This is a genomic window from Paenibacillus sp. V4I5 (genome assembly GCF_030817255.1).
Lineage (GTDB): Bacteria > Bacillota > Bacilli > Paenibacillales > NBRC-103111 > Paenibacillus_E.
The window spans coordinates 3,693,581-3,718,093 of sequence record NZ_JAUSZB010000002.1 but is presented as its reverse complement, the minus strand read 5'-3'; the positions used below and the strand labels follow the sequence as shown (position 1 = coordinate 3,718,093).

General features: G+C 37.2%; 22 protein-coding genes. 20 read left to right on the top strand and 2 right to left on the bottom strand.

Going from position 1 to position 24,513, the window contains the following annotated elements; translation table 11 throughout:
- The first annotated feature begins 11 nt into the window (after positions 1–11).
- From QFZ78_RS18750 to groL, 5 genes are all read left to right on the top strand, one after another.
- Entirely contained in the window at positions 12–1,007 is a 996-nt protein-coding gene (locus QFZ78_RS18750; protein ID WP_307555784.1) for a molybdopterin-binding protein, read from the top strand.
- A gap of 279 nt (positions 1,008–1,286) precedes the next feature.
- Entirely contained in the window at positions 1,287–1,895 is a 609-nt protein-coding gene (locus tag QFZ78_RS18745) for a twin-arginine translocase TatA/TatE family subunit (RefSeq protein ID WP_307549819.1), read from the top strand.
- Between the two features lie 70 nt (positions 1,896–1,965).
- Complete coding sequence (gene tatC / locus QFZ78_RS18740; RefSeq protein WP_307549817.1) at positions 1,966–2,724, top strand: twin-arginine translocase subunit TatC; 759 nt, start codon at positions 1,966–1,968, stop codon at positions 2,722–2,724.
- A gap of 227 nt (positions 2,725–2,951) precedes the next feature.
- Positions 2,952–3,233: a co-chaperone GroES gene (gene groES / locus QFZ78_RS18735; protein WP_028553854.1), complete on the top strand. Its 282-nt coding sequence runs from the start codon at positions 2,952–2,954 to the stop codon at positions 3,231–3,233.
- 95 nt (positions 3,234–3,328) lie between these two features.
- Positions 3,329–4,957, top strand: coding sequence for a chaperonin GroEL (gene groL, locus QFZ78_RS18730; protein ID WP_307549816.1), 1,629 nt, complete (start codon positions 3,329–3,331; stop codon positions 4,955–4,957).
- A 97-nt stretch (positions 4,958–5,054) separates the two neighbouring features.
- Here groL and QFZ78_RS38595 read toward each other — a convergent pair whose 3' ends face one another.
- Positions 5,055–5,234, bottom strand: a complete 180-nt coding sequence (locus QFZ78_RS38595) for a diguanylate cyclase domain-containing protein (protein ID WP_373461128.1) — start codon at positions 5,232–5,234, stop codon at positions 5,055–5,057.
- Between the two features lie 403 nt (positions 5,235–5,637).
- Between QFZ78_RS38595 and QFZ78_RS18725 the strand changes: the two genes are divergently transcribed.
- Positions 5,638–5,955, top strand: a complete 318-nt coding sequence (locus QFZ78_RS18725; protein WP_307549814.1) for a hypothetical protein — start codon at positions 5,638–5,640, stop codon at positions 5,953–5,955.
- Positions 5,956–6,126: 171 nt separating this feature from the next.
- On the opposite strand, the gene QFZ78_RS18720 is transcribed toward QFZ78_RS18725, so the two are convergent.
- On the bottom strand, positions 6,127–8,646 hold the full coding sequence (locus QFZ78_RS18720) for an O-antigen ligase family protein (protein ID WP_307549812.1): 2,520 nt from the start codon (positions 8,644–8,646) through the stop codon (positions 6,127–6,129).
- 171 nt (positions 8,647–8,817) lie between these two features.
- Here QFZ78_RS18720 and rfbA point away from each other — a divergent pair, with 171 nt between their 5' ends.
- The 14 genes from rfbA to rfbC all read left to right on the top strand — a co-directional run bounded on the left by rfbA (position 8,818) and on the right by rfbC (position 24,503).
- Entirely contained in the window at positions 8,818–9,729 is a 912-nt protein-coding gene (rfbA, locus tag QFZ78_RS18715; protein WP_307549811.1) for a glucose-1-phosphate thymidylyltransferase RfbA, read from the top strand.
- A gap of 70 nt (positions 9,730–9,799) precedes the next feature.
- On the top strand, positions 9,800–10,588 hold the full coding sequence (locus QFZ78_RS18710) for an ABC transporter permease (RefSeq protein ID WP_307549810.1): 789 nt from the start codon (positions 9,800–9,802) through the stop codon (positions 10,586–10,588).
- Positions 10,589–10,600: 12 nt separating this feature from the next.
- Positions 10,601–11,941: an ABC transporter ATP-binding protein gene (locus QFZ78_RS18705; protein WP_307549809.1), complete on the top strand. Its 1,341-nt coding sequence runs from the start codon at positions 10,601–10,603 to the stop codon at positions 11,939–11,941.
- A 12-nt stretch (positions 11,942–11,953) separates the two neighbouring features.
- A complete protein-coding gene (locus QFZ78_RS18700) occupies positions 11,954–13,066 on the top strand; it encodes a class I SAM-dependent methyltransferase (RefSeq protein WP_307549808.1) in 1,113 nt (370 codons plus the stop codon).
- A gap of 1 nt (position 13,067) precedes the next feature.
- Positions 13,068–14,747 carry a glycosyltransferase family 4 protein gene (locus QFZ78_RS18695; protein ID WP_307549807.1) on the top strand — a complete coding sequence of 560 codons (1,680 nt, stop codon included), beginning with the start codon at positions 13,068–13,070 and terminating at the stop codon, positions 14,745–14,747.
- Complete coding sequence (locus tag QFZ78_RS18690) at positions 14,747–16,942, top strand: glycosyltransferase (protein ID WP_307549806.1); 2,196 nt, start codon at positions 14,747–14,749, stop codon at positions 16,940–16,942. The genes QFZ78_RS18695 and QFZ78_RS18690 overlap by 1 nt, the downstream gene beginning before the upstream one ends.
- A 71-nt stretch (positions 16,943–17,013) precedes the next feature.
- Positions 17,014–17,916 (top strand): NAD-dependent epimerase/dehydratase family protein, encoded by a 903-nt coding sequence (locus tag QFZ78_RS18685; protein ID WP_307555782.1) that lies wholly within the window; start codon positions 17,014–17,016, stop codon positions 17,914–17,916.
- 45 nt (positions 17,917–17,961) lie between these two features.
- Positions 17,962–20,112 (top strand): glycosyltransferase family protein, encoded by a 2,151-nt coding sequence (locus tag QFZ78_RS18680; RefSeq protein WP_307549805.1) that lies wholly within the window; start codon positions 17,962–17,964, stop codon positions 20,110–20,112.
- 455 nt (positions 20,113–20,567) lie between these two features.
- Entirely contained in the window at positions 20,568–20,975 is a 408-nt protein-coding gene (locus tag QFZ78_RS18675) for a sugar 3,4-ketoisomerase (RefSeq protein ID WP_307549804.1), read from the top strand.
- Complete coding sequence (locus tag QFZ78_RS18670; protein WP_307549803.1) at positions 20,972–21,526, top strand: acyltransferase; 555 nt, start codon at positions 20,972–20,974, stop codon at positions 21,524–21,526. The genes QFZ78_RS18675 and QFZ78_RS18670 overlap by 4 nt, the downstream gene beginning before the upstream one ends.
- A complete protein-coding gene (locus QFZ78_RS18665; RefSeq protein WP_307549802.1) occupies positions 21,523–22,614 on the top strand; it encodes a DegT/DnrJ/EryC1/StrS family aminotransferase in 1,092 nt (363 codons plus the stop codon). The genes QFZ78_RS18670 and QFZ78_RS18665 overlap by 4 nt, the downstream gene beginning before the upstream one ends.
- Positions 22,601–23,536, top strand: coding sequence for a glycosyltransferase family 2 protein (locus QFZ78_RS18660; protein WP_307549801.1), 936 nt, complete (start codon positions 22,601–22,603; stop codon positions 23,534–23,536). Before QFZ78_RS18665 ends, QFZ78_RS18660 begins: the two co-directional genes overlap by 14 nt.
- A complete protein-coding gene (locus tag QFZ78_RS18655) occupies positions 23,487–23,894 on the top strand; it encodes a GtrA family protein (protein WP_307549800.1) in 408 nt (135 codons plus the stop codon). Before QFZ78_RS18660 ends, QFZ78_RS18655 begins: the two co-directional genes overlap by 50 nt.
- 60 nt (positions 23,895–23,954) lie before the next feature.
- A complete protein-coding gene (gene rfbC, locus QFZ78_RS18650; RefSeq protein ID WP_307549799.1) occupies positions 23,955–24,503 on the top strand; it encodes a dTDP-4-dehydrorhamnose 3,5-epimerase in 549 nt (182 codons plus the stop codon).
- Positions 24,504–24,513 lie beyond the last annotated feature (10 nt).

Genomic DNA, 24,513 nt, shown 5'->3' with positions numbered 1-24,513 from the left:
AACATGAATCCATGCTGCGCGAGGTTAAAGTCGAAGATGCCATCGGTATGATTTTGCCTCATGATCTGACTCAGATTTTGCCTGGCGAGTTCAAAGGGCGCCTGTTTCGCAAAGGCCATCAGGTGACTGAGGCCGATATTCCTGCGCTTCTGAGCATCGGCAAAGAGCATATTTATGTGATGGAGCTGCAGCCTGGCTACCTGCATGAGGATGAAGCTGCGCTGCGCATGGCAAACGCGATAGCTGGAGAGCTCCTCACGCTGACAGAGCCGCATGAGGGCAAAGTGAACGTGAAATCGGCGATTCACGGCTTGGTCAAGATCGATAAGGCGTTCGTGGACAGTGTGAACGCTATTGATGAGGTCGTGTTGTCGACGATTCGCAGCAACACGGTTGTTCAGGCAGGCGCTTCACTGGTCGGCACGCGGGTGATCCCGCTGATTGTGGACGAAGCGAAGGTTGCAGAGGTCGAGCGCCTAGCTGCCGCTCGACGTGAGGAGGGCTTCACCTTGCTTGAGGTGAAGCCGTTTCGCAAGCTCCGCGTCGGCGTTATTACGACGGGCAGCGAGGTCTTCAAGGGCCGAATCAAGGATAAATTCGGCCCGGTTGTGAAGGAGAAGCTCGCGCAGCTCGGCTCCGAGGTTGTAGACCAGCGCTTCGTGTCGGACGACAGCGAAGCGATTGTGGGTGAGATCCACGCGCTGCTAGCGCTGGGCGTGGATCTGGTCTTGGTCACGGGCGGCATGTCCGTGGACCCGGACGATCGCACACCGGGTGCGATCAAGCAGGCCGGCGCCCGCGTGGTCAGCTACGGCACGCCGATGCTGCCGGGCTCGATGCTGATGATCGCCTATCTGGGCGATGTGCCGATCATGGGCTTGCCGGGTTGCGTGATGCATGACCCGTACACGTCCTTTGATGTGCTGCTCCCGCGGATTTGCGCGGGCGAGACTATCGTGCGCAGCGACATCACGGAGATGGGGTACGGTGGGTTTTATCAGTGTTAGCTAGTGGCTACTGCTAGCGTTAGCAGTAGCTTTTTGCAGTAGTTGATGAGAGCTTGCAAGATATGTATGTTTGATTTTGCTGTGTGAGTTGTTAAAGGGTTACTCTGCTGATTTGTTTTTTTAGCACATTCGGACATTTTGCTGCATTTTGTGCAGGTAATTTGGATGAATTTGTTTCGTATCACCACCCACTAGGAGATTTCGTTGCTGATTTGTGTGTTTGCCCATTTATTTATACGGTTTAGTCGAAGTCGCAACAAAAAAATGGAGATGAAGTCCATGTTCCAAAATATCGGTTTCACCGAGCTCTTATTAATAGCCATTGTTGCTCTTGTCATATTTGGACCGCAGAAGCTGCCCGAAATTGGTCGCGTGCTGGGACGTACGATCAGCGATTTTAAGAAAGGCGCTCACGCTCTGCTGAATGATGAGCCTGAAGAAGCGGCGGCGCAGGTCAAACCAGCTCCGCAGGTTTCGACTCAAGGCGGAGCGGCCACGTCAAACGCTGTCGAAGCAGGTACTCCTTCCGAGAGAGCGGCAGTGGCGTTTGTATCGGCAGCTCCCGCAGTAGTTGAGTCGGCTGTCGAACCGAGTGCAGCCACACCTGAAGTAGCGGAGTCAGTCTCTTCCGCAACTGCAGAACCCAAGATTGTCCATGCGGTTGTCCAGCCCGTTGACGCTTCTTTAGCACAATCGGGTTCGTCTACTGCAACTGAACCATCTGCCTCTCAGACAGCAGTCTCCGCTGTGGAAGCACCGTCGGTCACACCGACAGCACCTGCTCAGACGGAAGCAGCATCTGCCCCCACGGCAGCACCCGCACCGACGAGCGCACCCAAGGCCGCGCCTATCGCGCCGCCAAGCAACACGCGGCGTCTACCGGACTAGCCGCTTTCTTTTCAGCATAACAAGTGCCTCAGCCTTAAAGGTTTGATCCACTAGATCAGGTTGGTGAAATATGACAACGAACGAAGAAATGTCACTCGTAGAGCACCTTGGTGAGCTGCGCAAACGTATCATGTGGGTACTGGTCGTCCTGGTCATAGGGATGGTAGGCGGACTAATCTGTGCGAAGCCGATCATTCGCTACCTCAAAAACATTCCGCCCGCCGACAGCATCGGTTGGAACGTTTTTTCCCCGTGGGATGCCCTGCGCTTGTATATGAATTTTGGTTTGGCCGTAGGTATTCTTATTACCCTGCCGGTTATTCTTTATCATATATGGGCGTTTGTTAAGCCTGGCTTGCGCGAGTCTGAGCAGAAGGCATCGATTATTTATATTCCTTATGCGTTTTTGCTTTTTTTAGGAGGTCTTTCCTTCGGTTATTGGGTTGTTTTTCCAATGGCTTTTTACTTTACTTCCTCCATTAGCCAGAGTCTCGAGATCACGGAGATGTATGGCGCAGCGCAGTATTTTACATTCATGTTCAACATTATTCTTCCACTGGCCATTGTGTTTGAGATGCCGATTGTCGTGATGTTCCTCACGAAGATTCGCCTTTTGAATCCGAATCGTCTGCACAAGTTTAGAAGATATGCGTACATGCTGCTTGTTATTTTGTCTACGGTTATCACGCCGCCGGATGCGATATCGGCTATCTTAGTGGCATTGCCGCTCATTGTTTTGTATGAGTTTAGCGTATTTATGTCGGGATTCATCTATCGTAAACAGTTGGCGAAGGATGCTGAATGGGAGCGGGAGTTCGGTCCTAAATGATAAAACAGTCTGCGTTTCGTGCAGGCTGTTTTTCTTTTTTGAGAGGGAATATTTGTTTTTCATTTGGGTAGAATGAGGGGGGTGTCCGAAAGAATGAAAAATGTGTAAAAGGACTTGCAAATTACTCCCAGAATGAGTATCATAAGAATTGTTGTTAGCACTAAACACATTCGAGTGCTAATAATCGACAAACCCATTACCAATTTTCTAAAGGAGGCTATTTTTCCATGATCAGACCGTTAGGTGATCGAGTAATCATTGAAGCCGTTGCGAAAGAGGAGACTACTGCAAGTGGCATCGTGCTGCCAGATACAGCTAAAGAAAAACCACAAGAAGGTAAAGTTGTAGCCGTAGGCGCAGGCGCGTTGAAAGATGGCGTACGTGTTCCGCTTGAAGTAAGCGAAGGCGACCGCATCATTTTCTCCAAATACGCTGGAACTGAAGTGAAATACGAAGGCCGCGAACTGTTGATCTTGCGCGAAAGCGACATTCTCGCAGTATTAGCCTAATTTTAGCAGGATATAGATCGGCAGTACGTATACTTAGTTTTTACGTTTTACTACTTACTATGTACAGGTTCTAAATTAGAGGAGGTTTCCTATTCATGGCAAAAGAAATTAAGTTCAGTGAAGACGCACGCCGCGCGATGCTTCGTGGGGTAGATGCTTTGGCTAATGCTGTAAAAGTAACCCTCGGTCCTAAAGGCCGTAACGTTGTACTTGAGAAAAAATTTGGCAGTCCGTTGATCACAAATGACGGTGTTACGATTGCAAAAGAAATCGAGCTTGAAGATGCTTTCGAAAACATGGGAGCACAACTTGTTAAAGAAGTTGCTACCAAAACAAACGATGTTGCTGGTGACGGTACAACAACTGCAACGGTTCTAGCACAAGCTATGATCCGTGAAGGTCTGAAAAACGTAACTGCAGGCGCTAACCCAATGGTTATCCGCAAAGGTATCGAGAAAGCTGTTAAAGCAGCTGTTGAAGAGCTTCAAAAAATTGCAAAACCAATCGAAGGCAAACAATCCATCGCACAAGTAGCGGCAATCTCTGCTGCTGACGAAGAAGTAGGCGAATTGATCGCTGAAGCTATGGAAAAAGTAGGTAAAGACGGTGTTATCACTGTTGAAGAATCCAAAGGATTCCTTACTGAGCTAGAAGTTGTAGAAGGTATGCAATTCGACCGTGGTTACACTTCCCCATACATGATCACTGATACGGATAAAATGGAAGCTGTCCTTGACAACCCATACATCCTGATCACTGACAAAAAAATCTCGAACATCCAAGAAATCTTGCCTGTTCTTGAAAAAGTGGTTCAATCCGGCAAACAACTTCTGATCATTGCTGAAGATGTTGAAGGCGAAGCACAAGCAACGCTTGTTGTAAACAGACTTCGTGGCACATTCACTTGCGTAGCTGTTAAAGCTCCAGGTTTCGGTGACCGTCGTAAAGCTATGCTTGGCGATATCGCTGCACTAACTGGTGGTCAAGTGATTACAGAAGAGCTTGGATTGGATCTGAAATCCACGACTCCTGACCAATTGGGTAGCGCGCGTCAAATTCGCGTAACCAAAGAGAACACCATCATCGTTGATGGCGCTGGCGACAAAAAAGACATCGGCGCACGTGTTACTCAAATTCGCGCACAATTGGAAGAAACAACTTCCGATTTCGATAAAGAAAAACTGCAAGAGCGTTTGGCTAAACTTTCTGGCGGCGTAGCTGTTATCAAAGTTGGCGCAGCAACTGAAACTGAGCTGAAAGAGCGCAAGCTTCGTATCGAAGATGCTCTTAACGCAACTCGTGCAGCTGTTGAAGAAGGTATCGTTTCTGGTGGTGGTACAGCCCTAGTTAACGTGTACAACGCAGTAGCTAAAGTAATAGCTGTTGGCGACGAGCAAACAGGCGTAAACATCATCCTGCGCTCCCTAGAAGAGCCAGTTCGCACAATCGCAGCTAACGCTGGTCAAGAAGGCTCCGTAATCGTTGAGCGCCTCAAGAACGAAAAAGTAGGTATCGGCTACAACGCAGCAACTGGCCAATGGGTGAACATGTTCGAAGCAGGTATCGTTGACCCTGCTAAAGTAACTCGTTCCGCACTGCAAAACGCAGCGTCCGTAGCAGCTATGTTCCTAACAACAGAAGCTGTTATCGCTGACAAACCGGAAAAAGACAAACCAGGCATGCCTGACATGGGCGGCATGGGTGGAATGGGCGGCATGATGTAATAAGGGTTAACCCCCTTATGCATCAAGCTTTCCCAGATAGTAACAAAAAAGAGACCCTTCACAAGTTCGCTTGTGAAGGGTCTCTTTTTGCATGATTTCAATTCAAATCCCAAGCCGCAACAACCTTATTCTTCCCCGTCTGCTTCGCAGTAATCTCCGCCGTATCGGCCTGTTCAATCAATTCCTCTATCGAAGTTGGACTACAAAGCTCTAGAGAAGATACGCCCACACTGACGGTGATTTGGTAAGGGCGCCCGAAGGCAAATTCTCTCTCAATTTCGCCTCGCAGCTGATGGGCAATCTATTCCAAAGCTTATGATGAAGATGCATCTCCGAATAATCAGGGGCATGAGAGTATGTTAAATGCCGAAAGTCGGAATTCGTGTTTTGAGTTGTATGATTCATCATTCTCCCTCCTCCTTCTAAGGTATGGGAATTCAAGACGTAGGGGATGGGATGATACCATCAAATCAATGTCATCTCTCAATTGTAACAAATATATGAAGCAAAAGGGAGAGGTATCATGGTGCTAGTAGCCTGCAATTTTCGAGTCTGCTTGGACATTTAACCTGCTTGGCCCATAAAATCCGCCTATTTATTGGATAAATAGGCATTGGTACATTCATTGGACTAGGGATAAACGTATACTAACATAAACCTATAGAGGAGTTGACCCGTCAATGGATCATTACAAACCTAACCAACTCAGCCCGCTTAGTCAACCGTTCCAACCTAGCCAACTCAGCCCACTTAGCCAACCTAGTCAACCTGGCCCAGGCAAGCCATATCAATGTCCACCTACTGACCCGATCATGACAAGTCCAGAAAGAATCGTAAGAGACTTCTACCACCCACAGAAAGTTCAAGTTATTCATCCAATTCAAATCGTTAACCGCCACCACTGTGTTCCAGTCTATGAGCATGTGTACACTTGTTCAGAGGAAGATGAGTATTGCGGCACTCACCCGCATCCCCATCAGGGGATGCTGCGCGACTAGTCGACAAGGAAACCTCCGAAAGGAATCGTTGATTCTTTTCGGGGGTTTCTTTATGTGGGGGACCGTACAAAGGGAATAGATACAAAAGAACATCGATTTTGATCCATGTTAATGGATAGGTTGTTAGTTCTTTGAGTACAAAAAAAGCGCCACATCACTGTGGCACTTCTTTTATTTCGTTGGGAAATTCGTAGCAACAATTGCCTCAATGGCCTGCTTTTCAGTCGGATCTTTGGCAATCAGTTTATCGTAAAGGGCTTGATCTTTGGTACCTTGTTTCTGTAAAACAGCTAAATACCATCTGACCAGAAGCCGATTAACTTGGTCATCTAGATTTTCAGTAATGTGCGGTTGAATGGTGGCAGCTGCACCTGCATAATCACCGCGCATATAGCTTATTTGCCCTGCATTTAAAGCCATGCTCGGTGTTACTACAAATGGTCGGCCTTGCAATTGTTCTTTAGGCAGGTTCTTCAGAGAATCAACGCGCGCAAGTACGTCCTTATAAGTGGCGAGAGCATTATCGAGTCTAGTATTGTATTCTTGCATATTATTCTTTTCTCTAGCTTGATTCGCAAGATCAATGCCTAGAGACATACTCTTTTCATACATTTCAATATACCATGGATAATTAGGAATCTGAGCGTTGGACCAGTCTAGCGCTTCTTGTTTGTTTCCTTTGATGAGAAGCATATTGAGCTGCTGCATCGCCACCATGCGGTTATGCGGTTCTTTTTTCAACAACTGGTTAAGAAGGTCTTGGGCCTGATTGAAAAAAGTTTCGCTTTTCGTAGGATCTTCCTTTTGCATCTGATTGTACACTTGAAGCAGAATTCCGATCCTGCTTACCTGTCCTGTTAACAAATAGTCCGGATGAGCAGGGTGCAGAGAAATCGCTTTGTCCAGTGGAGTTACGATTTGGTTGTAATCCTGACTCTTTTTAACAATCTCAAGTGTCTGCTTATATGAACCATTCGCCGAGACTAGTTGAGCCGAGATATAGAACATTACGATCGACAAGACTGCTAGGACCGCCGGGAACATTTTGTGAAGCGCAAGTGAATCAGACTTTAATCGTATCGGAGCCGATGTACTATTACTCAACATCCCACCTAGTGCAAGGAACAAAATAGCACCTAAATACACATAACTCAAATCAAAGTCAATCATACTGTGAACCAAGAGAGAAATCGTTACAATGAAAAATAGGAAGTGCAGATCTCGTTTTTCTTGTGAACTTTTGATGTAGCTTCGTATATAAAATACCATGACAGCAAGTACGAAACCAATAAAGGCAAGGAATCCGAGTACACCGGTCTCAACCAAGTATTGAAGAGCGAAGTTATGAGCCTGACGACTTGTGTAAGGGTTGTTTTGATACTTTTCATATAAAGAAGCCCAAGCGCCACCACCTGCTCCAATGATCGGATAATCTGACCAGAGCTTCACAGCATCTTTGTAAAAAGTTCCTCGCTCCAAAACGCTGTGCTGTTGGAAGTTAATATTTTCGACACGTGTTTTCACATTGTCTGGAAGAATGTTTTTAAAACCAGTGTCACTTAGGATAAGGATGGCTCCCAGCACACCAACTATAATTGCCGCAACAGGAAGAATGAAAGTAGCAAATTTCTTAGCATCGAAACGAGCCGTTACGCGCTCCAACCAAGGAGCAACGAAGTGTTGAATAACGACAGCTAGGACGGCGAAAACTACAGAAGCAATCAGCAGGATTAACCAACCGTTCCAAGATTCTGATGCACTAGGTTGTTTTTGCAATCCAATCCCTATATTTGTTACTTTCTCTAGAATTGCCAGAGACACTGCGAATGCTAGACCAAATTGTATGAGTGCTAGAATCTGTCTACTAATTGAAAAGAAGAAAAGCATAATTAAGAAAACAACCGGAATTACCACAATCGCACCACGAGAAAGAGTCAACCAAAAAGATATAATGATGGGTACCAACATGATCGCATGAGGCAATACGACGTACCATTTACGTGACTTCACTATGCAGAACAAAGCCCCAAGGGATAACGTAATCAAAAAGGCAGCATACGTATTCGCATATTGGAAAACAGAGGTTAAACGTAAACCGTTAGAGTCTGTCATAATTGCATCGCGGTACAAGTAAGGATTAGCTGCATCCATCAGAGCGAACCATCCTACCAAGTGCCCAGCGAAGTTTCCGTTACCTAACCAGTACAAAAGTCCGAAGAGGACAATGAAATAACCGGAAATAATTAGCAAACTGGCAAGAATCGACGTGCCAAGCTTGTTTTTTGTCAGAAATACACCTAAAATGAAGAAGGTTGCATACAGCATTTGGATGTAAACCATATTCGTTGCCAAATAATGAGAGGCTGCATTCGAGAGCGAGATCACGTAAGTCAGCGGCATCAGCAAGACGAGAATGGTCAATACATCTTTCTGTTCTTTAAGCTTGAATACAAAGAAAGCAAGTATAGCAATTAGTAGCAAGATGATAGAGGACCATACCGAAGCCGAGTAGATTGTTCTCTCAAAATCATAAGTTCCACCATTGAACAACGCCCGTTGAAACGGCGCCCAGAACATAAACAAGCCCGTAAACACAACTAAAATCCAAAAAATAACAGAGCTCTTCTCTGTCGTTATCGTTCCATTCGCTTTTGCACGTGAAGCCGCGTAGGCATTCTTACTTGCACTCATGACAAAACAGTCTCCTTCTTCGCTAAAGTTCGACTTTATTTTAGCATACTGGAAGAGGGTTTCCAAATGGAGATTTACTGAGTTGGGTTGTATCTGATCCTTTATTTAGCATTGAACAAAGATTTGAAAGAAATTGTATTATTCTCGCTTGTTCATATATAGGAGGTAGTTATGAAAGGTATAATTCTAGCAGGGGGTTCAGGTACGAGGTTATACCCTGTGACCAAAGCAACATCAAAACAGATGGTACCTATTTATGATAAACCAATGATTTATTATCCATTATCTGTATTGATGCTTGCAGGTATAAGAGAAGTACTTATTATCTCTACTGAACGTGATTTGTCAGGTTTTAAAGAACTATTAGGTGACGGTTCTGATCTAGGAATGCAATTCGAGTATTTAGTACAATGCGCTCCAAATGGACTAGCAGAGGCATTTATTATCGGAGAGCATTTCATTGGTGAGGACCAAGTGGCCATGGTGCTTGGTGATAATATTTTCTGGGGACATGGATTTACAAATCAATTGAAAATATCAGGATCTTTAATAGATGGAGCATGTGTATTTGGGTATTACGTACAAGACCCAAAGGCTTATGGGGTAGTGGAATTTGATCAAGAAGGTAATGTCCTTTCTATAGAAGAAAAGCCACTACAACCAAAGTCTAACTATGCAATTCCAGGACTATACTTCTATGATAATACAGTGATAGAAAAAGCTAAGAGCTTAGAAATGTCTGCACGTGGAGAAATTGAGATTACTGATTTAAATCGTTTGTACATGAAAGACGGGAATTTAAAGGTTACAATATTAGGTAGAGGTATGGCCTGGCTAGATACAGGAACTCATGATTCAATGTTAGATGCCTCTAATTTTGTTGCGGCAGTACAAAAGCGTCAAGGAACATATATTGCATGTATTGAAGAAATTGCTTATCGCAATGGATGGATTAACAAAGATAAAATGAAAAAGCTTGCACAACCACTATTGAAAACACATTATGGTCAATACCTAATGAGATTGTTACAAGAAAAGAATGAGAATTCATATATGGATTCTTCTCGAGAAGTTGTTAGGTGAGAATCAATAATTAAATAACGCATAAATTAATTGTAAGGTAGTCTTTAACCAATGGACTGATGGAGGAACAATGAGTTTATTCAAAGAGTTGTATCAATTTAAAAATACTATAATTAGTTTAGCGAAAAATGATTTTAAAAATAAATATGCAGGATCATATTTAGGAATTACATGGGCGTTCATCCAGCCACTATTGACGATTGTAATTTATTGGTTTGTATTTCAAGTAGGATTTAAAACGACACCCGTAGACGATGTTCCTTTTATTATTTGGTTTATTTGCGGGATTATTCCTTGGTTTTATTTTTCAGAATCGTTGATTGGGGGGACGATGAGCGTTGTTGAATATAGTTACATAGTTAAAAAAGTAATGTTTAATATAAATATATTGCCCCTAATAAAAATTATTGTATCAACATTCATACATTTGTTTTTTGTTGTATTGGTCTTAATCATTTGTTTTTTAGTGAATTTACCTATAACTATTCATAGTATACAGATCGTTTACTACTCTTTTTGTATATTTATACTAGCACTAGGATTGTCATATTTGACATCGTCGTTAGTACCGTTCTCGAAAGATGTAGGACAAATCGTTACAATTATATTACAATTTGGTTTTTGGTTGACACCGATTGTTTGGAATCAAAATATTTTATCTGCAAAGTGGCTATTTTTCTTTAAAGTGAATCCTTCATATTATATTGTACAAGGCTATAGAGATGCATTAGTAAATAAGATTTGGTTTTGGGAAAGACCGATGAGTACTGTTTATTTCTGGATTGCAACAGGTGTTATCTTCTTTTTAGGGAGGATGATATTTAAAAAATTGAAGCCTCATTTTGCTGATGTATTATAAGAAGGGGGAACTATGAGTAACGAAATTATAAGAGTCAGTAATGTATCCAAAAAATATAAAATGTATAAACATCCTACTGATAGATTAAAAGAAGCATTAAGCTTTAGGAATAAAAGTTATCATAGAGATTTCCGTGCACTTGATAATATTAATTTCTCCATTTCAAGAGGAGAAAATGTTGGTATTATAGGGAAAAATGGGTCAGGAAAATCAACATTATTAAAAATAATTACAGGCATAGTTCAGCCAAGCACAGGAAATGTACAAGTATATGGGAGGGTTTCCGCTATCTTAGAATTAGGAGCGGGGTTTAATCCTGAATATAGTGGTATTGAAAATATTTATACGTATGGCATGATTATGGGAATTACCAAAAGAGAAATGCAAACAAAAATAGATGAAATCATTGAGTTTGCAGATTTGGGGAGTTTCATAAATCAGCCCGTGAAAACTTATTCCAGTGGCATGTACGCAAGGCTTGCTTTTTCAGTTGCAATAAACATAGACCCCGATCTATTGATTGTGGACGAAGCCTTATCTGTGGGGGATATGGGATTTCAACACAAGTGTATGAATAAAATGAAGGAACTGATAGATCGGGGAGTTACTGTCATTTTTGTTAGTCATGATACATTCGCTGTAAAAAGCCTATGTAGTCGTTGTATCTACCTTGAGCATGGAAATATAAAGGCTGATGGAAGTGCGATTGAGGTTACCGATATATATTTAATGGACACAAGAAAAAAAATATATACGGTAGAGTCCAAAGAAATCACATCTATGAATAAGTTAGCTTTACATAATCTTGAAACAGGTGAAATAAGTGGGACTATGGAAGCTGATATTATAAAACAAGAAGAGGAAGCAAAAGAAGACGATACAAATAAATATGAGCAATTGCGTTATGGTACAGGAGATGTTCGTATAAAAAAAGTGTCGATGATAAATGAACAAGGAAAAGTAGCTGACCATTTCGAATTTGGTGAAATGATGAGTATTGAGATTGATTTGCAAGCTTATAAGCAAATTGATAATCTAAATTGCTGTATTCGAATTCGCGATAAAAATGGTATTGACGTAACGGGAACGACTACAATTGAAGAAAACATTACATTTCCGACGATCAATGAAAGAGAAAAGATAAAGGTATTATTCAAGGCTCCGAATTTATTGAAACATGACATGACCTTTAGTTTAGGCGCAACTATAAATGATACGAAAAATATTGCCGATCAAACCATTCTAGATCACGTTGACTTAGCCTATACCTTCAAAAGCGTTTATAATCCAAAACGTCCTGTTTGGTATATGTACTATCAGGAATATGATATTAAATACGATATTTCAAAGTAAGGGGTAAAAAGTATGGGAACGTCGAATTGGCAAAATGTATCTTATTGTATAGAGATGATTAGAAGAATAAAGCCAGAATCGATCCTGGATGTGGGTGTAGGTTTTGGAAGATGGGGAATCATCTGCAGAGAGTTTTTAGACGTATGGAATGGAAAGGTAGAAAGGGGAACATGGGATACAAGAATTGAGGGGATAGAGGCATTTTCAGCAAATATTGATGAATATCATAAGAATTTTTACACAAAAATATGGGAAATAGATGCCAGTGATTATTTTAGTTCATGTAAAGAAAAATACAATTTAATCATTTTTGGAGATGTTTTAGAACACTTCTACAAAGATGAAGGAAATAAGTTGCTAAATATGGCACTGGAAATGTCAGATTATGTGATGATAAATATTCCACTCGGTGAGAACTGGGAACAAGGGGATTTATACGGAAATAAATACGAAGAACATAAAAGCGAATGGTATGTAGAGGATTTCGAAAAATACCCTATTATTCGAAAAAGGCTTTTCAGAGATTATATAGGTCGAGAATTTGCAACCATTCTTCTTTCGAAAAATTCCATAATATCTAATCAATTGTTGAAACAAACCCAAATTGATAATGAGATGCATATGATTCAGCAAGAGATGAATGAGATTACTGAATATTATAATTTATTAAAAAAGAAAAAAACAGAAAGCGAACATACGTTGGAAACTATTTTAACTGAGGGTGAAAATAAGATATTGAATGCAGCCGCTAATGAAAAGGTATTAATAAAAGTGAGAATAGGCAATAATATAAATAAAAATTCTAATGGAAACGAAGTATGGATTTACCATATTACGTCTGATGAGATTCCGGCCATAGATTTGAATAAAATAAAAAGAGATGATAAATGGATAACAAGAATGGATCAAAGCGCACCTACTGGTACTTGTTTAATTGCAAGTGAAATTGGAGCTGAATTACAATTTGAGATTGTCGGAGAAACGCTTAAATTAAAATGCTTATCCCATCCATGGAGCGGCAATATTGAAATCGTAAAAAATGATGAAGTCGTTCTAAAAGTCGATTTATACAGTGCCAATCAAAAAAAAATTGATATTATTATCAATTTAAAGGGTGTAGATTAATGTGAATATATGCTTAGTCTCTAGAGAGTTATATCCCTTTCAAAAAGCGGGCATTGGAGTATATATCTATAACTTAACTAAATCATTTAATATGAACGGCCATAATGTGTATATTATTACCTCAAAAGAAAATGAGATGGAACATATTAGGCGGTTGGATAATAACACAAATGTTACAGTAATAGGCGTAGATTTAGGGGAAGAAGCGCTTTTATTTGAAGATTTTAATTATGCCTATTCATATGGCGTGTACAATAAATTAAAACAACTTGTAAATCATTATGAAATTGATTTAATTGAATTTGCTGATTTCTTTGGAGAAGCCTTTTTTTCAATTTTATATAAAAAAGTACGAGGCGAATTCGCTCACATCCCATTTGTCGTTAAGTTGCATACACCAACTTATGAATGTAATTTGGCGAACCAAATTGAAGAGCCAGAAACAAATTTAACTTTACAAGAAGACTATACAATAATTAATGTAGACTATGTTTGTGCTATTAGTTATTTTATGAAAGATACGATAGCAAATCGATTACAAAGGTCTGACATACACGTTATATATAACATGATCGACAACCCTGATATCAACTCCTCCGAAATAAATGTAAAGCAAATCTTACATAAGAATTACGTACTATATGTTGGGCGATTAGAGGAACGAAAAGGTATAGATTTATTTGTAAAAGCAGCAATTAAATATTTGGAAAATCATAAAAACGATATTTATTTTGTAGTTATAGGACAAGATGTACTTAACCTTAGAAGTAATAAAATGGTGAAGGATGAGTTGATTGAACTAATCCCCAAGGATCTACACGATAATTTTGTGTGGAAGATGCCTATGCTGCAAGAAGACTTATTTCATTATTATCGGCATGCCTATGTGAGTGTTTTTCCTTCCAGATTTGAAGGCTTCGGAAATGTATGCGTGGAAGCCATGACAATGGGGTCTCCCGTAATTGTTAGTAATAATACGGCGATGATGGAAATTATTGATGTTGATGATAATTATGGTATTTCATTCTCTAATGATGATTACTTTGATTTATATATAAAATTGACGGAGTTATTAAATGATGAGCAACAACGGAATCACTTGAGTTCCTTGTCGAAACAACGTGCAGAAGATTTTGCTTTATCCAATATTTATCCAGCTCAAATACAATACTATAAAAGCGTAATAGAGCAATATAAAGCTGGAGACGTAAAAAGACAAGAAGACATATTAGAACATATTTTGCTGAAAAATGTGGATCGCGTTCAATATTTCATCAAAGAAAATAAAAGGTTGACCGAAGAATGGAGTCATTTAGCAAAAATTAATGAACAGCGAAATGACGATATTAATAAGTTTAGTGAAGAAAACAAAAGGATTCTTGGAGAATGGGAATATAGCACTAAGATTAATGAAGAATTGAATAAGCAAATTTATAATTTAAATCTAGAAAATCAGCGTATTTTAAATGAATGGGAAATAATGGTATCGAAACATAGCAAAATACTAGCGCAATTAGAAGAGCAAGACCGTGAAATTAAAAATCTATTTGCTCTAACAGAAGACGGTAAAGGAAAGTTGGAGCAAAAAACAATAGAATTAAAAGAAGTTACTGAACTATTACAGAATAAAAAGTTCCTAGTGAAGCAGTTAATAACTGGGAAGAGAGGGAAGAAAACATAATGAAGATATGGTATTTAACAAGTGAATATCCTCCAGATTTTGGTGGAGGAATTTCTATGTATATAGAGCAAGCGGCTTCAATGTTTTCACATAAAGATCATGAAGTAACAGTTATTGTTAGAGATTCAAAAGGATATACAATGGAATACCCTAAGAAAAATCTTAGAGTTATACGTTTTCTACACATGGTAGGAGCCCAGTATCAATGTTTAGGATATTGGGCTGCATTAGCATATCAATATGCCGAAGAAACGTTGGAATTAATAGATAAAGATGGCGCATCTCCTGATGTAATAGAAGTTCAAGATTATAATGCAATCGGATACTATTTATTACAAAAAAAATACTTAAAGGATCCAAGGCTGGCTAATACAAAAATTGTAGTTCACTTGCATACTCCGACATTTGAATTAGCAAGGATTAATCAATTGCCTAGATATGAATATCCAACTTATTGGATCGGTCAAATGGAAAAATACTGCATAAATGCTGCGGATGCAGTTGTGACACAAAGTGAATTTCTAAAAAATAAAATTCAGCCTTACGCTCCGCAACAAGAAATAAAAGTTATTCCATTACCCTATGTTGTTGTAGAAGCAGTATGGGATTCTAAATATACCCATAAAACGGATGTATTATATTTGGGCAGAAGTGAGTATAGAAAAGGTGTGATTCAATTAATAAAAGGTATGGAGAAATTATGGCTTCAGGGTCATCCTTATACCTTAACTATGCTGGGTGGCGATACCTATTTTCATCCTAGAGCAACTAAGTTGGGTGAATGGTTAAAGAAGAAATATGATCGTTGGATTAAGGAAGGGAAATTAATTTTCAAAGAATCTGTGCCCCCCCAACAATTAAATAATGAAATTAAAAATGCTAGAGTTGCAGTTATCCCATCTTTATATGAGAATTATCCATATAATTGTATCATTGCAATGAGTTCAGGAATTCCCGTTATAGTATCGCGAAGTGGTGGACAGTCTGAAATGATAGAAAACCACGGCGAAAATGGCTACATCTTTGATTGGGAACAGGAAAATGATTTTGAATCGAAAATGTTAGAACTACTACAACGGGGAAATGACGATTTAGAGAAAATAGGACAGCATGGGTTTGAGCGGATTAAGGATTTGTGTAATTTAGAAACTAATTATGAAAAACGTATAAATTTATATTATCAAGTAATTAAACAAGGAAACAAGAACTTATATCCAGTAAGTCACTCAATTCCACCAAAATCACAAGTTATAAAAACAATAAACAGTGAAAAAGGGTTATTATCTATCGTTATTCCTTTCTATAATTTAGCAGATTATATATTAGAAACTCTAAATAGTGGACTTAATACCACTTATAAGAATTATGAAGTTGTTATAATCAATGACGGATCAACTGATCAAAAAGCAATACAAGTATTGAATGAAATTAGGAAATCAGATAATCCTCGAATTCGTATTGTAGACATAGAAAACGGCGGCCTTGCCAATGCAAGAAATGTTGGTGCAACTCATGCAAAAGGAGAGTATGTAGCTTTTTTAGATGCCGATGATCTAATACAACCAGAATTCTACGGAAAAGCAATTGATTTATTAGAAACTTATCCAAATGTATCATTCGTTTATAGCTGGGTAGAATTTTTTGGTGCAAGAACGGGAATATGGCCTACATTTAATACTGAATTTCCATATTTACTCGGTATGAATATGCTGACGGCTTTTGTAGTTGTAAGGAGGGAAGACTTCATTAACTTCGGATGGAACCGGACCGTTATGGAATATGGATTGGAAGACTATGAGGGTTGGTTAACAATGTGCGAAAATGGTTGTTCGGGGATTAGTATTCCAGAAGCGCTAGTACAATATCGAGTGAGACCAGAATCGATGTCGAGACAGTTTAATCGCGAAATGGTTACTTATTTATTAGATCAATTATCCTTACATCATCCCCAATTATACGAGAAGTTTGGTTTGGAGATATATAATTTATTAGTGGCGAATGGACCAGGTTATTTATGGAATAATCCTACATTTTCTCATCCAACAGTAGAATACTCATCAGGTCAGCAACCAGTAGGAGACGTTCATAATGACAATGTAGTTAAATATGAGCTCATGAGGGTTGCAAATTCTAAATGGGGAAATCGATTGATTAAAACTTTTTTCAAGATCAAGCTGAATAAAATATTTAAATAAGGTTGACGTTCCCTTAAAATATTTAGAGGTATTATCAAACTACTTTCAAAAAGAGGGCGAATATATTGAATGTGTTAATTTTAGGGGGAACTGGTTTTATTGGTTCTAATTTGTGCCAAAAGCTTTTGGAGCAAGGATGCAAGGTAAGAATCATGGATCGTACAATGAAGAAGATAGATTTCAATAGTTCGGGAATAGAATTTATTGAAGCTGATTTTACACAAGTACGTGATTTTAAGCCATTTCTGCAAGGCATAGATATTTTGTACCATTTTATTAGTACAACTGTTCCTGCAACTTCTAATGTTAATAAAGTCTTTGATATTAGTTCAAATGTATGTTCTACACTGCGTTTACTTGATGACATCATCCAAACTAACGTGAAAAAAATTATATTTTTATCATCAGGGGGAACTGTTTATGGTCAAACAGAGATGAATCCTATACCTGAAGAATATCCAACGAATCCAATTTGTTCCTATGGAATACAAAAACTTACTATAGAGAAGTATTTATTTTACTATTATCATGAATACGGATTAGACTATCAAATTATAAGGTTAGCTAATCCCTATGGTAGAGGACAAAACGGCAAGAATGGACAAGGGGTTATCCCAATTTTTATTCATAAAATATTGCAAGATGAAGAAATTCATATATGGGGAGATGGTTTAACTACAAGAGATTATATATATATCGATGATGTAATAAATGCTTTATCCTTACTTCCCAAATATTCTGGAAGCAATAAAATACTAAACTTAGGTTCAGGACAAGGCTCCACCTTAATTGACATAGTTAATGTTATCGCTGAAGAGTTAAATAAAAAACCTGAAATTAAATTTTTAGATGCTAGAAGTATTGATGTAAAGACTAATGTGTTAGATATTTCAAAGATCACGCAGGCATTAAGTTGGAGACCTGAAAAAAGCTTGAGAGATGGAATTAAACTAATGTTAGAGCGGGAAGGATAGGTTAATGATGGTGGCAAATTTGTCATTCAATATGGAGGAAATACTGTGTTTTTTAAAAGCCGGGTTAAGGTAATTTTGTTTTTGACAATAATACTATCTTTGTATTCAATGGTCATTTATTTTAGTAATGGTTTTTCTAAGTATATAAAATCAACGGTCGAAGCAGATGTGAAAATAGATCATGCCGATTTTATAAAATTATATTACAGCAAGGACAACAATTTTACGGAAGAAAAATCTTTAAGTCTGCCTGTTGAGTATGAAAAAAAAGAGATGTTACATAATATTTCCATACAAAGTGTATCGGAGAAAAACCCAAGCTCCAAAGGAACCGAGATTTGGATCTTTAGTATAAAGATTGATGATAAAGAAGTTCCATTAAGTCAATTGCAGTTAAAGGGGCAATGGGAGTTAAGAAATTTGGGAAATAATCGCCAAGCTCTAATTTCTTATGCTCAAACAGAATTATCCACAGCCTCAATTGATTTGTTTTATAAGAACAAACTAAACATCACTTTCTTGAAGCACGATTATTCCGGTTTTGTAAATATCGATATGGATGGTCAAGATGAAAAATTTGATTTGTATAACCCAACTTCTGTGCAGTTTAATCAAGAATTCAAACCTAAAATAGCTATAAATCATCCTTATTATTTTTATCTCCCTGAGGAAAAAATCAATTATATAAAAATTGTACCCAATATTGAAATTTCTAATTTAGGGCTATCCACTAATAAAAATATGTATAGAGTGGAAGCAAATAATGATTATTACAAAATTATGGACGAAGAATTTAACTATCGACAAATTTCTAATATACTGGTTAACATGGTAATAAGAATAATCATTTCTGCTTTGATTTGCTTTTTTATTTTCCAAATAATAACCAAAACAAAGCAAGTTAAGATGAGTGATTATGGATTTCTATTTTATCTATTAGTTTTTTTAGGTATTGGTGTCAGGTTTGTTTTTCATCTTGATTTCCCATTTGCCTTTTTCTTTAATGATAGTGGTGGGTATCTTCATACTGCTATGGCTCTCACTAAAGATGCTTTGTTTACAACGAATCTCGAAAGAACACCTGGATACGCACTGTTTATCTACTTAATTAATATTTACTTTCCTTATAAGTCTATTTATTTAGTAATCATACAAAATTTAATAGGGATTTATATTTCAATCCTAGTGTATAATTTAATTCGAAGATTTGTTAATAAATTTTTTGCTTATTTAGGCATGACGCTATTATTATTTTCGCCGCATTTACTAATTTATGAGCATACTGTTCTAACGGAAATTTTGTTTACTTTTGTCTTAATGTTATATGTTAAGGATTTAATAACTTCCGTGGGGAACGACAAAATTGAAATAAAAGATGTTTTCCGTTGGGGGATTTTTGTTGCTCTACTTGTAATGATTAGACCAGCGGGTTATTATTTGATACCAATCTCTTTAATCATTATATGGATAATAAGTAAACTAAATAAAAATTCATTTAAAATGATTTTGAAGAAAGCTTTTATTTATATATCTCCAATTATTTTGATAATTACCTTATGGAATAGTTGGAACTGGTATAAATTTGACTATTTCGGTACTACAGCCATCAATGGTTTAGGATTAGCGTTAACGGCAGGAAATTTAGTCGATTTCACTTCACCGAACTATCAAGAATATAAAGATCTTATTAAAGAACCAGTACAACATGTAAACACTGAATATAATGGCGAATTGATAAGTCTCGCTAAATTTATGGGGTATAGTCCAGATGGAATATTAATGAGAATTGTCAAGCATACCCCGAATTTAAATGTCGGTGAAAGAGATAAGCTTGCTTATGATATTTTTAAAGAGGGCGTATTTTCTCATCCGCTAACGTATGGATATCATTTTTTTCATGAATTTAAGAAAATTTATCTTCATGATATGTCTAATAATTATTATACGGATCTTAGAGGATCTTATGTGAACTATAATCCAGAAAACAACAATATTTTTTTGATCGATAAAAAAACAATCGTCGAAAATTCTTCGATTAGGGCAGAGCACAATTATTTTGGATATCAATCGCTTGACGAAAAAATACGATTTAATAATATTCTTCCTTATTTGCCTAGCACTATTAAATTCTATTTTTTTACTCTGATTGCTATTTTTTGGGGGGATATATATCCCCTTAGCAAACACTTCTCTTAAAAACAAGCTAACAGCTTTTATTTTTATCATTATTAATTTATCACATGTTATTTTCAATAGTTTGGCTAATTTTGCTGTTGATAGATATATGCTCCCTGTCTTACCTTACCTAGTTATATTTGGAATGATAGGTGTCGGTTATCTTTATAAAGATATTAGAGAACTTAACATGCAACATATAAAATCAAGATTAATCATTTATTTAGGTACTCTATCAACAGTAGTTATACTGACAGGGCTATACTATATATTTATATTCAGAAATGTTTCTTTGGGTATATATATCGATAAACCTATCTTAGGGTTATCTGAAGAATGGTTCAAATATCATCAGGATTACACAATACACTGTATTCTTTTATTTTTAATTGTAACTATTTTTTACAGCGTTTCTATATTTATTTGTAGAAAATTATTGTCTTCGAAGAGGCAGATCATATAATTGGAGGATGGTTATGAGAAGTCAAGAAAGTGAGTTAATTAATATCGGTGAATTGGGAGACGAAAGAGGCCTTCTATCTGTTATAGAGTCCAGTAAGACGATCCCTTTTGAAATAAATAGAGTATTTTATATATATGAAACTAAAACTAGTGTAAGAAGGGGATTTCATGCTCATTATAAAACGAGACAAGCATTAATCTGCGTTTCAGGAAATTGTAAGGTATACTTGGATAATTTAATTCGAAAGAAGGATATAACATTAGATTCGCCAACCAAGATTTTACTTTTGGAGCCGAACGATTGGCATGAGATGTATGATTTCTCCCCGGATTGTGTTTTATTAGTATTAGCATCGCATTTATATGACTCGGAGGACTATATCAGAGATTATAAATTATTTGTTGAGGTGTATGGATCATGAGTTACTTTAAGCATCCCAATGCAATAGTAGAGTCATCTAAGATTGGCGAAAACACTAGAATATGGGCATTCTCTCATGTGCTTCCAGAGGCTGTAATAGGCAGTAATTGTAACGTTAATGATCATACATTTATTGAGAACGATGTTCTAATTGGAAACAACGTCACTGTTAAATCAGGAGTTTACATTTGGGATGGAGTTCGGATAGCAGATAATGTTTTTATCGGACCTAATGTGACATTTACTAATGATTTAAAGCCTAGATCTAAACAATATCCAGAAAAATTTGAAAAAACTATAATAGAAGAGTGGGCTTCGATAGGTGCAAATGCAACAATTATTGCTGGACTAACAATAGGAAAATATGCAATGGTTGGTGCAGGTTCAGTTGTAACAAAAGATGTTCCTAATAATACTTTGTGGTTCGGAAATCCTGCGAAATTCAAAAAATATATTTGCAACTGCGGTGAAAATCTAAATGATAAATTAATTTGCATAAAATGCCGGAAACAATATGAAATTATAAATAATATAATAGGTGAAAAATTATGATTCCTTTTCTAGATTTAAAACAAATTAATCTACGTCATGAAAATGAATTGCTCGAAAGTGTACAAAAGGTTCTTAATTCGGGTTGGTACATTTTAGGCAAAGAGGTAGAGGCTTTCGAGAACGAGTTTGCTAATTACTGCGGAACAAAGCATTGTATCGGTACTGCCAATGCATTGGATGCCTTAGAATTAATTATAAGAGGATATGGTATTGGTGAAGGAGATGAAGTTATAGTTCCTTCTAATACTTATATTGCATCTTTATTAGCAATCTCCGCAAATAATGCAACTCCGGTATTAGTTGAACCTGATTTGTTAACTTATAATATTGATCCATCAAAAATTGAAGAGAAAATAAACTCACGAACAAAGGCTATTCTAGTTGTTCATTTATATGGGCAAGCTTGCAACATGGCGCCAATTAACGAAATAGCTCAAAAACATAACCTGAAGGTTATCGAGGATTGCGCTCAATCTCATGGAGCCATATACGCTTCAAGGCGTGTCGGGAATATATCTGATGCCGGAGCTTTTAGTTTTTATCCGGGAAAAAATTTAGGTGCTTTAGGCGACGGTGGAGCAATTACAACTAATGACGATACATTAGCGAATGTCATAAGGGCTCTTAGAAACTATGGTTCTCACAAAAAATATGAAAATTTATATAAAGGTGTTAATAGTCGCTTAGATGAATTACATGCTGCCGTTTTAAGAACTAAGCTTAAATATTTAGACGATGATAACTGTATAAGAAGGAGTATTGCAGAGTATTATTTGGCAAATATTAATAATGAAAAATTGACACTGCCATTTGTTGAGGAAAACGAGTTATCTCATGTTTGGCACGTATTTGTAATTCGTACTAATGAAAGAAATAAGCTTCAACAATATTTATTGGAAAGAGGAATACAAACCTTAATCCATTACCCAATTCCTCCACATAAGCAAGCAGCATATAAAGAATGGGCCAATGAAAGCTATCCACTGTCTGAGAAGATTCACCGAGAAATTTTGAGTATTCCTATAAGCCCGGTTATGCCATTAGTTGATGCTGCAGCTGTCGTGGAGGCGCTAAATGACTTCCGATAAAGAGAAATTTTCAATAGTTGTTCCTGTTTATTACAATGAACTTAATATACCGAATACGATTCCTAGATTACAAAATCTACAAGATATATTACCGGATTTTGAACTTGAATTTATTTTTGTTGATGATGGATCGCGTGATAAATCCTTTGAACTATTATTGCAACATAAGAAAAAAGATTCTAGAATAAAAATAATTAAGTTAAGTAAAAACTTTGGTTCAATGTCAGCTATCCAAGCAGGTTTAACAATCGCTAGTGGGGATTGTATCGGAATAATAGCTTCTGATTTGCAAGATCCTCCTGAACTATTTGTTGAAATGATTGATAAGTGGAAACAAGGGAAGAAAGTAGTCATGGCTACTCGTTCAGACCGTGAAGAGTCAGTTTCCCAAAAGCTATTTTCTAATTTTTACTATTACCTAATGGAAAAATTTGCACTTAAGGATTACCCGAGCGGCGGATTTGATTTTGTTTTACTAGATAAACAAATAGTCGAAGAGTTAACTCAAATACATGAGAAAAACACAAATATTATGAGTTTAATTTTTTGGCTTGGACACGATCGAGAAAGTATTCCTTATGTAAGACAAGAAAGAAAGCTGGGGAAATCAAGATGGACATTATCGAAGAAAATCAAACTTTTTATAGACTCATTTGTTAGTTTCTCCTATGCTCCTATAAGATTTATGTCTTTGATTGGAGTAATAACTGCATTAATGAGCTTTCTTTATGGTATTTTTGTTATAACAAACGCTTTATTTGGGACAATCGAACTGCAAGGTTGGAGTTCGCTAATAGCAATTATTACCTTTTTGTTGGGAATTATAATGATTATGCTGGGGATAATTGGTGAATACTTATGGAGGATTCTAGATGAGAGTAGAAAGAGACCTGCATACATTATTGACGAGATTTTTGAATAAAGAATTTTTAAAATTTTTAATAATTGGCGCTTTGAATTTTCTATTAACCTATATCATATATTTATTAATGTTAATGCATTTTGATTATCTAATTTCCTATGGCTTCGCTTATTTACTAGGTATTATTTTTTCATATTTTATGAATACTTATTATGTTTTTAGTGAAAAAGTATCTATAAAAAAAGCGATGAGCTTCCCTTTTATTTATATTGTTCAGTTTTTAATAAGTGAAGGTGTTTTGTATTTTTTAGTAGAACATATAAATAATAAAATTATATCATTTGCACCAATAATTGTTATTATTTTTACAATACCTATCACATTTCTTCTTAGTAAATATATTATTAAGGGAAAATAACAAATAATCAATAATGGGGGGAAGTTCGTTAAACTGAAGCTTTGAGGGGAGGAAAAATTTGTGGAAATTATGAAAACAAAGTTGGATGGGGTTTTGATTATTAAAACTTCGTTTTCTGAAGACAATCGCGGTTTTTTCATGGAAAGCTATAATGAATCTATATTTCAAAAGTTTAATATCGACAATAAATTTGTGCAAGATAATCATTCCCTCTCTATATCAAAAGGTGTTATACGAGGGTTGCACTACCAGCTTAATCCTAAAGCACAAACAAAGTTGATCAGAGTTATTGCAGGCTCTATTTTTGATGTTGTTGTTGATATTCGAAAAACTTCAGTTACATTCGGTAACTGGGTTGGAACCATACTAAGCAAAGAAAACAAGCATCAACTGTTAGTTCCAAAGGGATTTGCCCATGGCTTCTGTACCCTTGAACCTAATACTGAAGTTTTGTATAAAGTTGACGAATTCTACTCTTCCGAACATGATTATGGTATAAAATGGGATGACCCAGCGATAGGAATTGAATGGCCAACATCTACTCCTCTTTTATCGGACAGAGATAAATTACACCCACTGCTAAAAGATGCAGTAATCCATTTTGACTAAGGAGAAATCA

Bases quoted from the DNA above. Each gene is read 5' to 3' on its own strand.
- QFZ78_RS18705 (WP_307549809.1), top strand. From the start codon at position 10,601: ATGAGTAACGAAATTATAAGAGTCAGTAATGTATCCAAAAAATATAAA.
- groES (WP_028553854.1), top strand. From the start codon at position 2,952: ATGATCAGACCGTTAGGTGATCGAGTAATCATTGAAGCCGTTGCGAAA.
- QFZ78_RS18665 (WP_307549802.1), top strand. From the start codon at position 21,523: ATGATTCCTTTTCTAGATTTAAAACAAATTAATCTACGTCATGAAAAT.
- rfbA (WP_307549811.1), top strand. From the start codon at position 8,818: ATGAAAGGTATAATTCTAGCAGGGGGTTCAGGTACGAGGTTATACCCT.
- QFZ78_RS18690 (WP_307549806.1), top strand. From the start codon at position 14,747: ATGAAGATATGGTATTTAACAAGTGAATATCCTCCAGATTTTGGTGGA.
- QFZ78_RS18655 (WP_307549800.1), top strand. From the start codon at position 23,487: ATGAGAGTAGAAAGAGACCTGCATACATTATTGACGAGATTTTTGAAT.
- QFZ78_RS18675 (WP_307549804.1), top strand. From the start codon at position 20,568: ATGAGAAGTCAAGAAAGTGAGTTAATTAATATCGGTGAATTGGGAGAC.
- QFZ78_RS18750 (WP_307555784.1), top strand. From the start codon at position 12: ATGCTGCGCGAGGTTAAAGTCGAAGATGCCATCGGTATGATTTTGCCT.
- QFZ78_RS18660 (WP_307549801.1), top strand. From the start codon at position 22,601: ATGACTTCCGATAAAGAGAAATTTTCAATAGTTGTTCCTGTTTATTAC.
- QFZ78_RS18720 (WP_307549812.1), bottom strand. From the start codon at position 8,646: ATGAGTGCAAGTAAGAATGCCTACGCGGCTTCACGTGCAAAAGCGAAT.
- QFZ78_RS18725 (WP_307549814.1), top strand. From the start codon at position 5,638: ATGGATCATTACAAACCTAACCAACTCAGCCCGCTTAGTCAACCGTTC.
- QFZ78_RS18745 (WP_307549819.1), top strand. From the start codon at position 1,287: ATGTTCCAAAATATCGGTTTCACCGAGCTCTTATTAATAGCCATTGTT.
- QFZ78_RS18710 (WP_307549810.1), top strand. From the start codon at position 9,800: ATGAGTTTATTCAAAGAGTTGTATCAATTTAAAAATACTATAATTAGT.
- groL (WP_307549816.1), top strand. From the start codon at position 3,329: ATGGCAAAAGAAATTAAGTTCAGTGAAGACGCACGCCGCGCGATGCTT.
- QFZ78_RS18700 (WP_307549808.1), top strand. From the start codon at position 11,954: ATGGGAACGTCGAATTGGCAAAATGTATCTTATTGTATAGAGATGATT.
- tatC (WP_307549817.1), top strand. From the start codon at position 1,966: ATGACAACGAACGAAGAAATGTCACTCGTAGAGCACCTTGGTGAGCTG.
- QFZ78_RS18670 (WP_307549803.1), top strand. From the start codon at position 20,972: ATGAGTTACTTTAAGCATCCCAATGCAATAGTAGAGTCATCTAAGATT.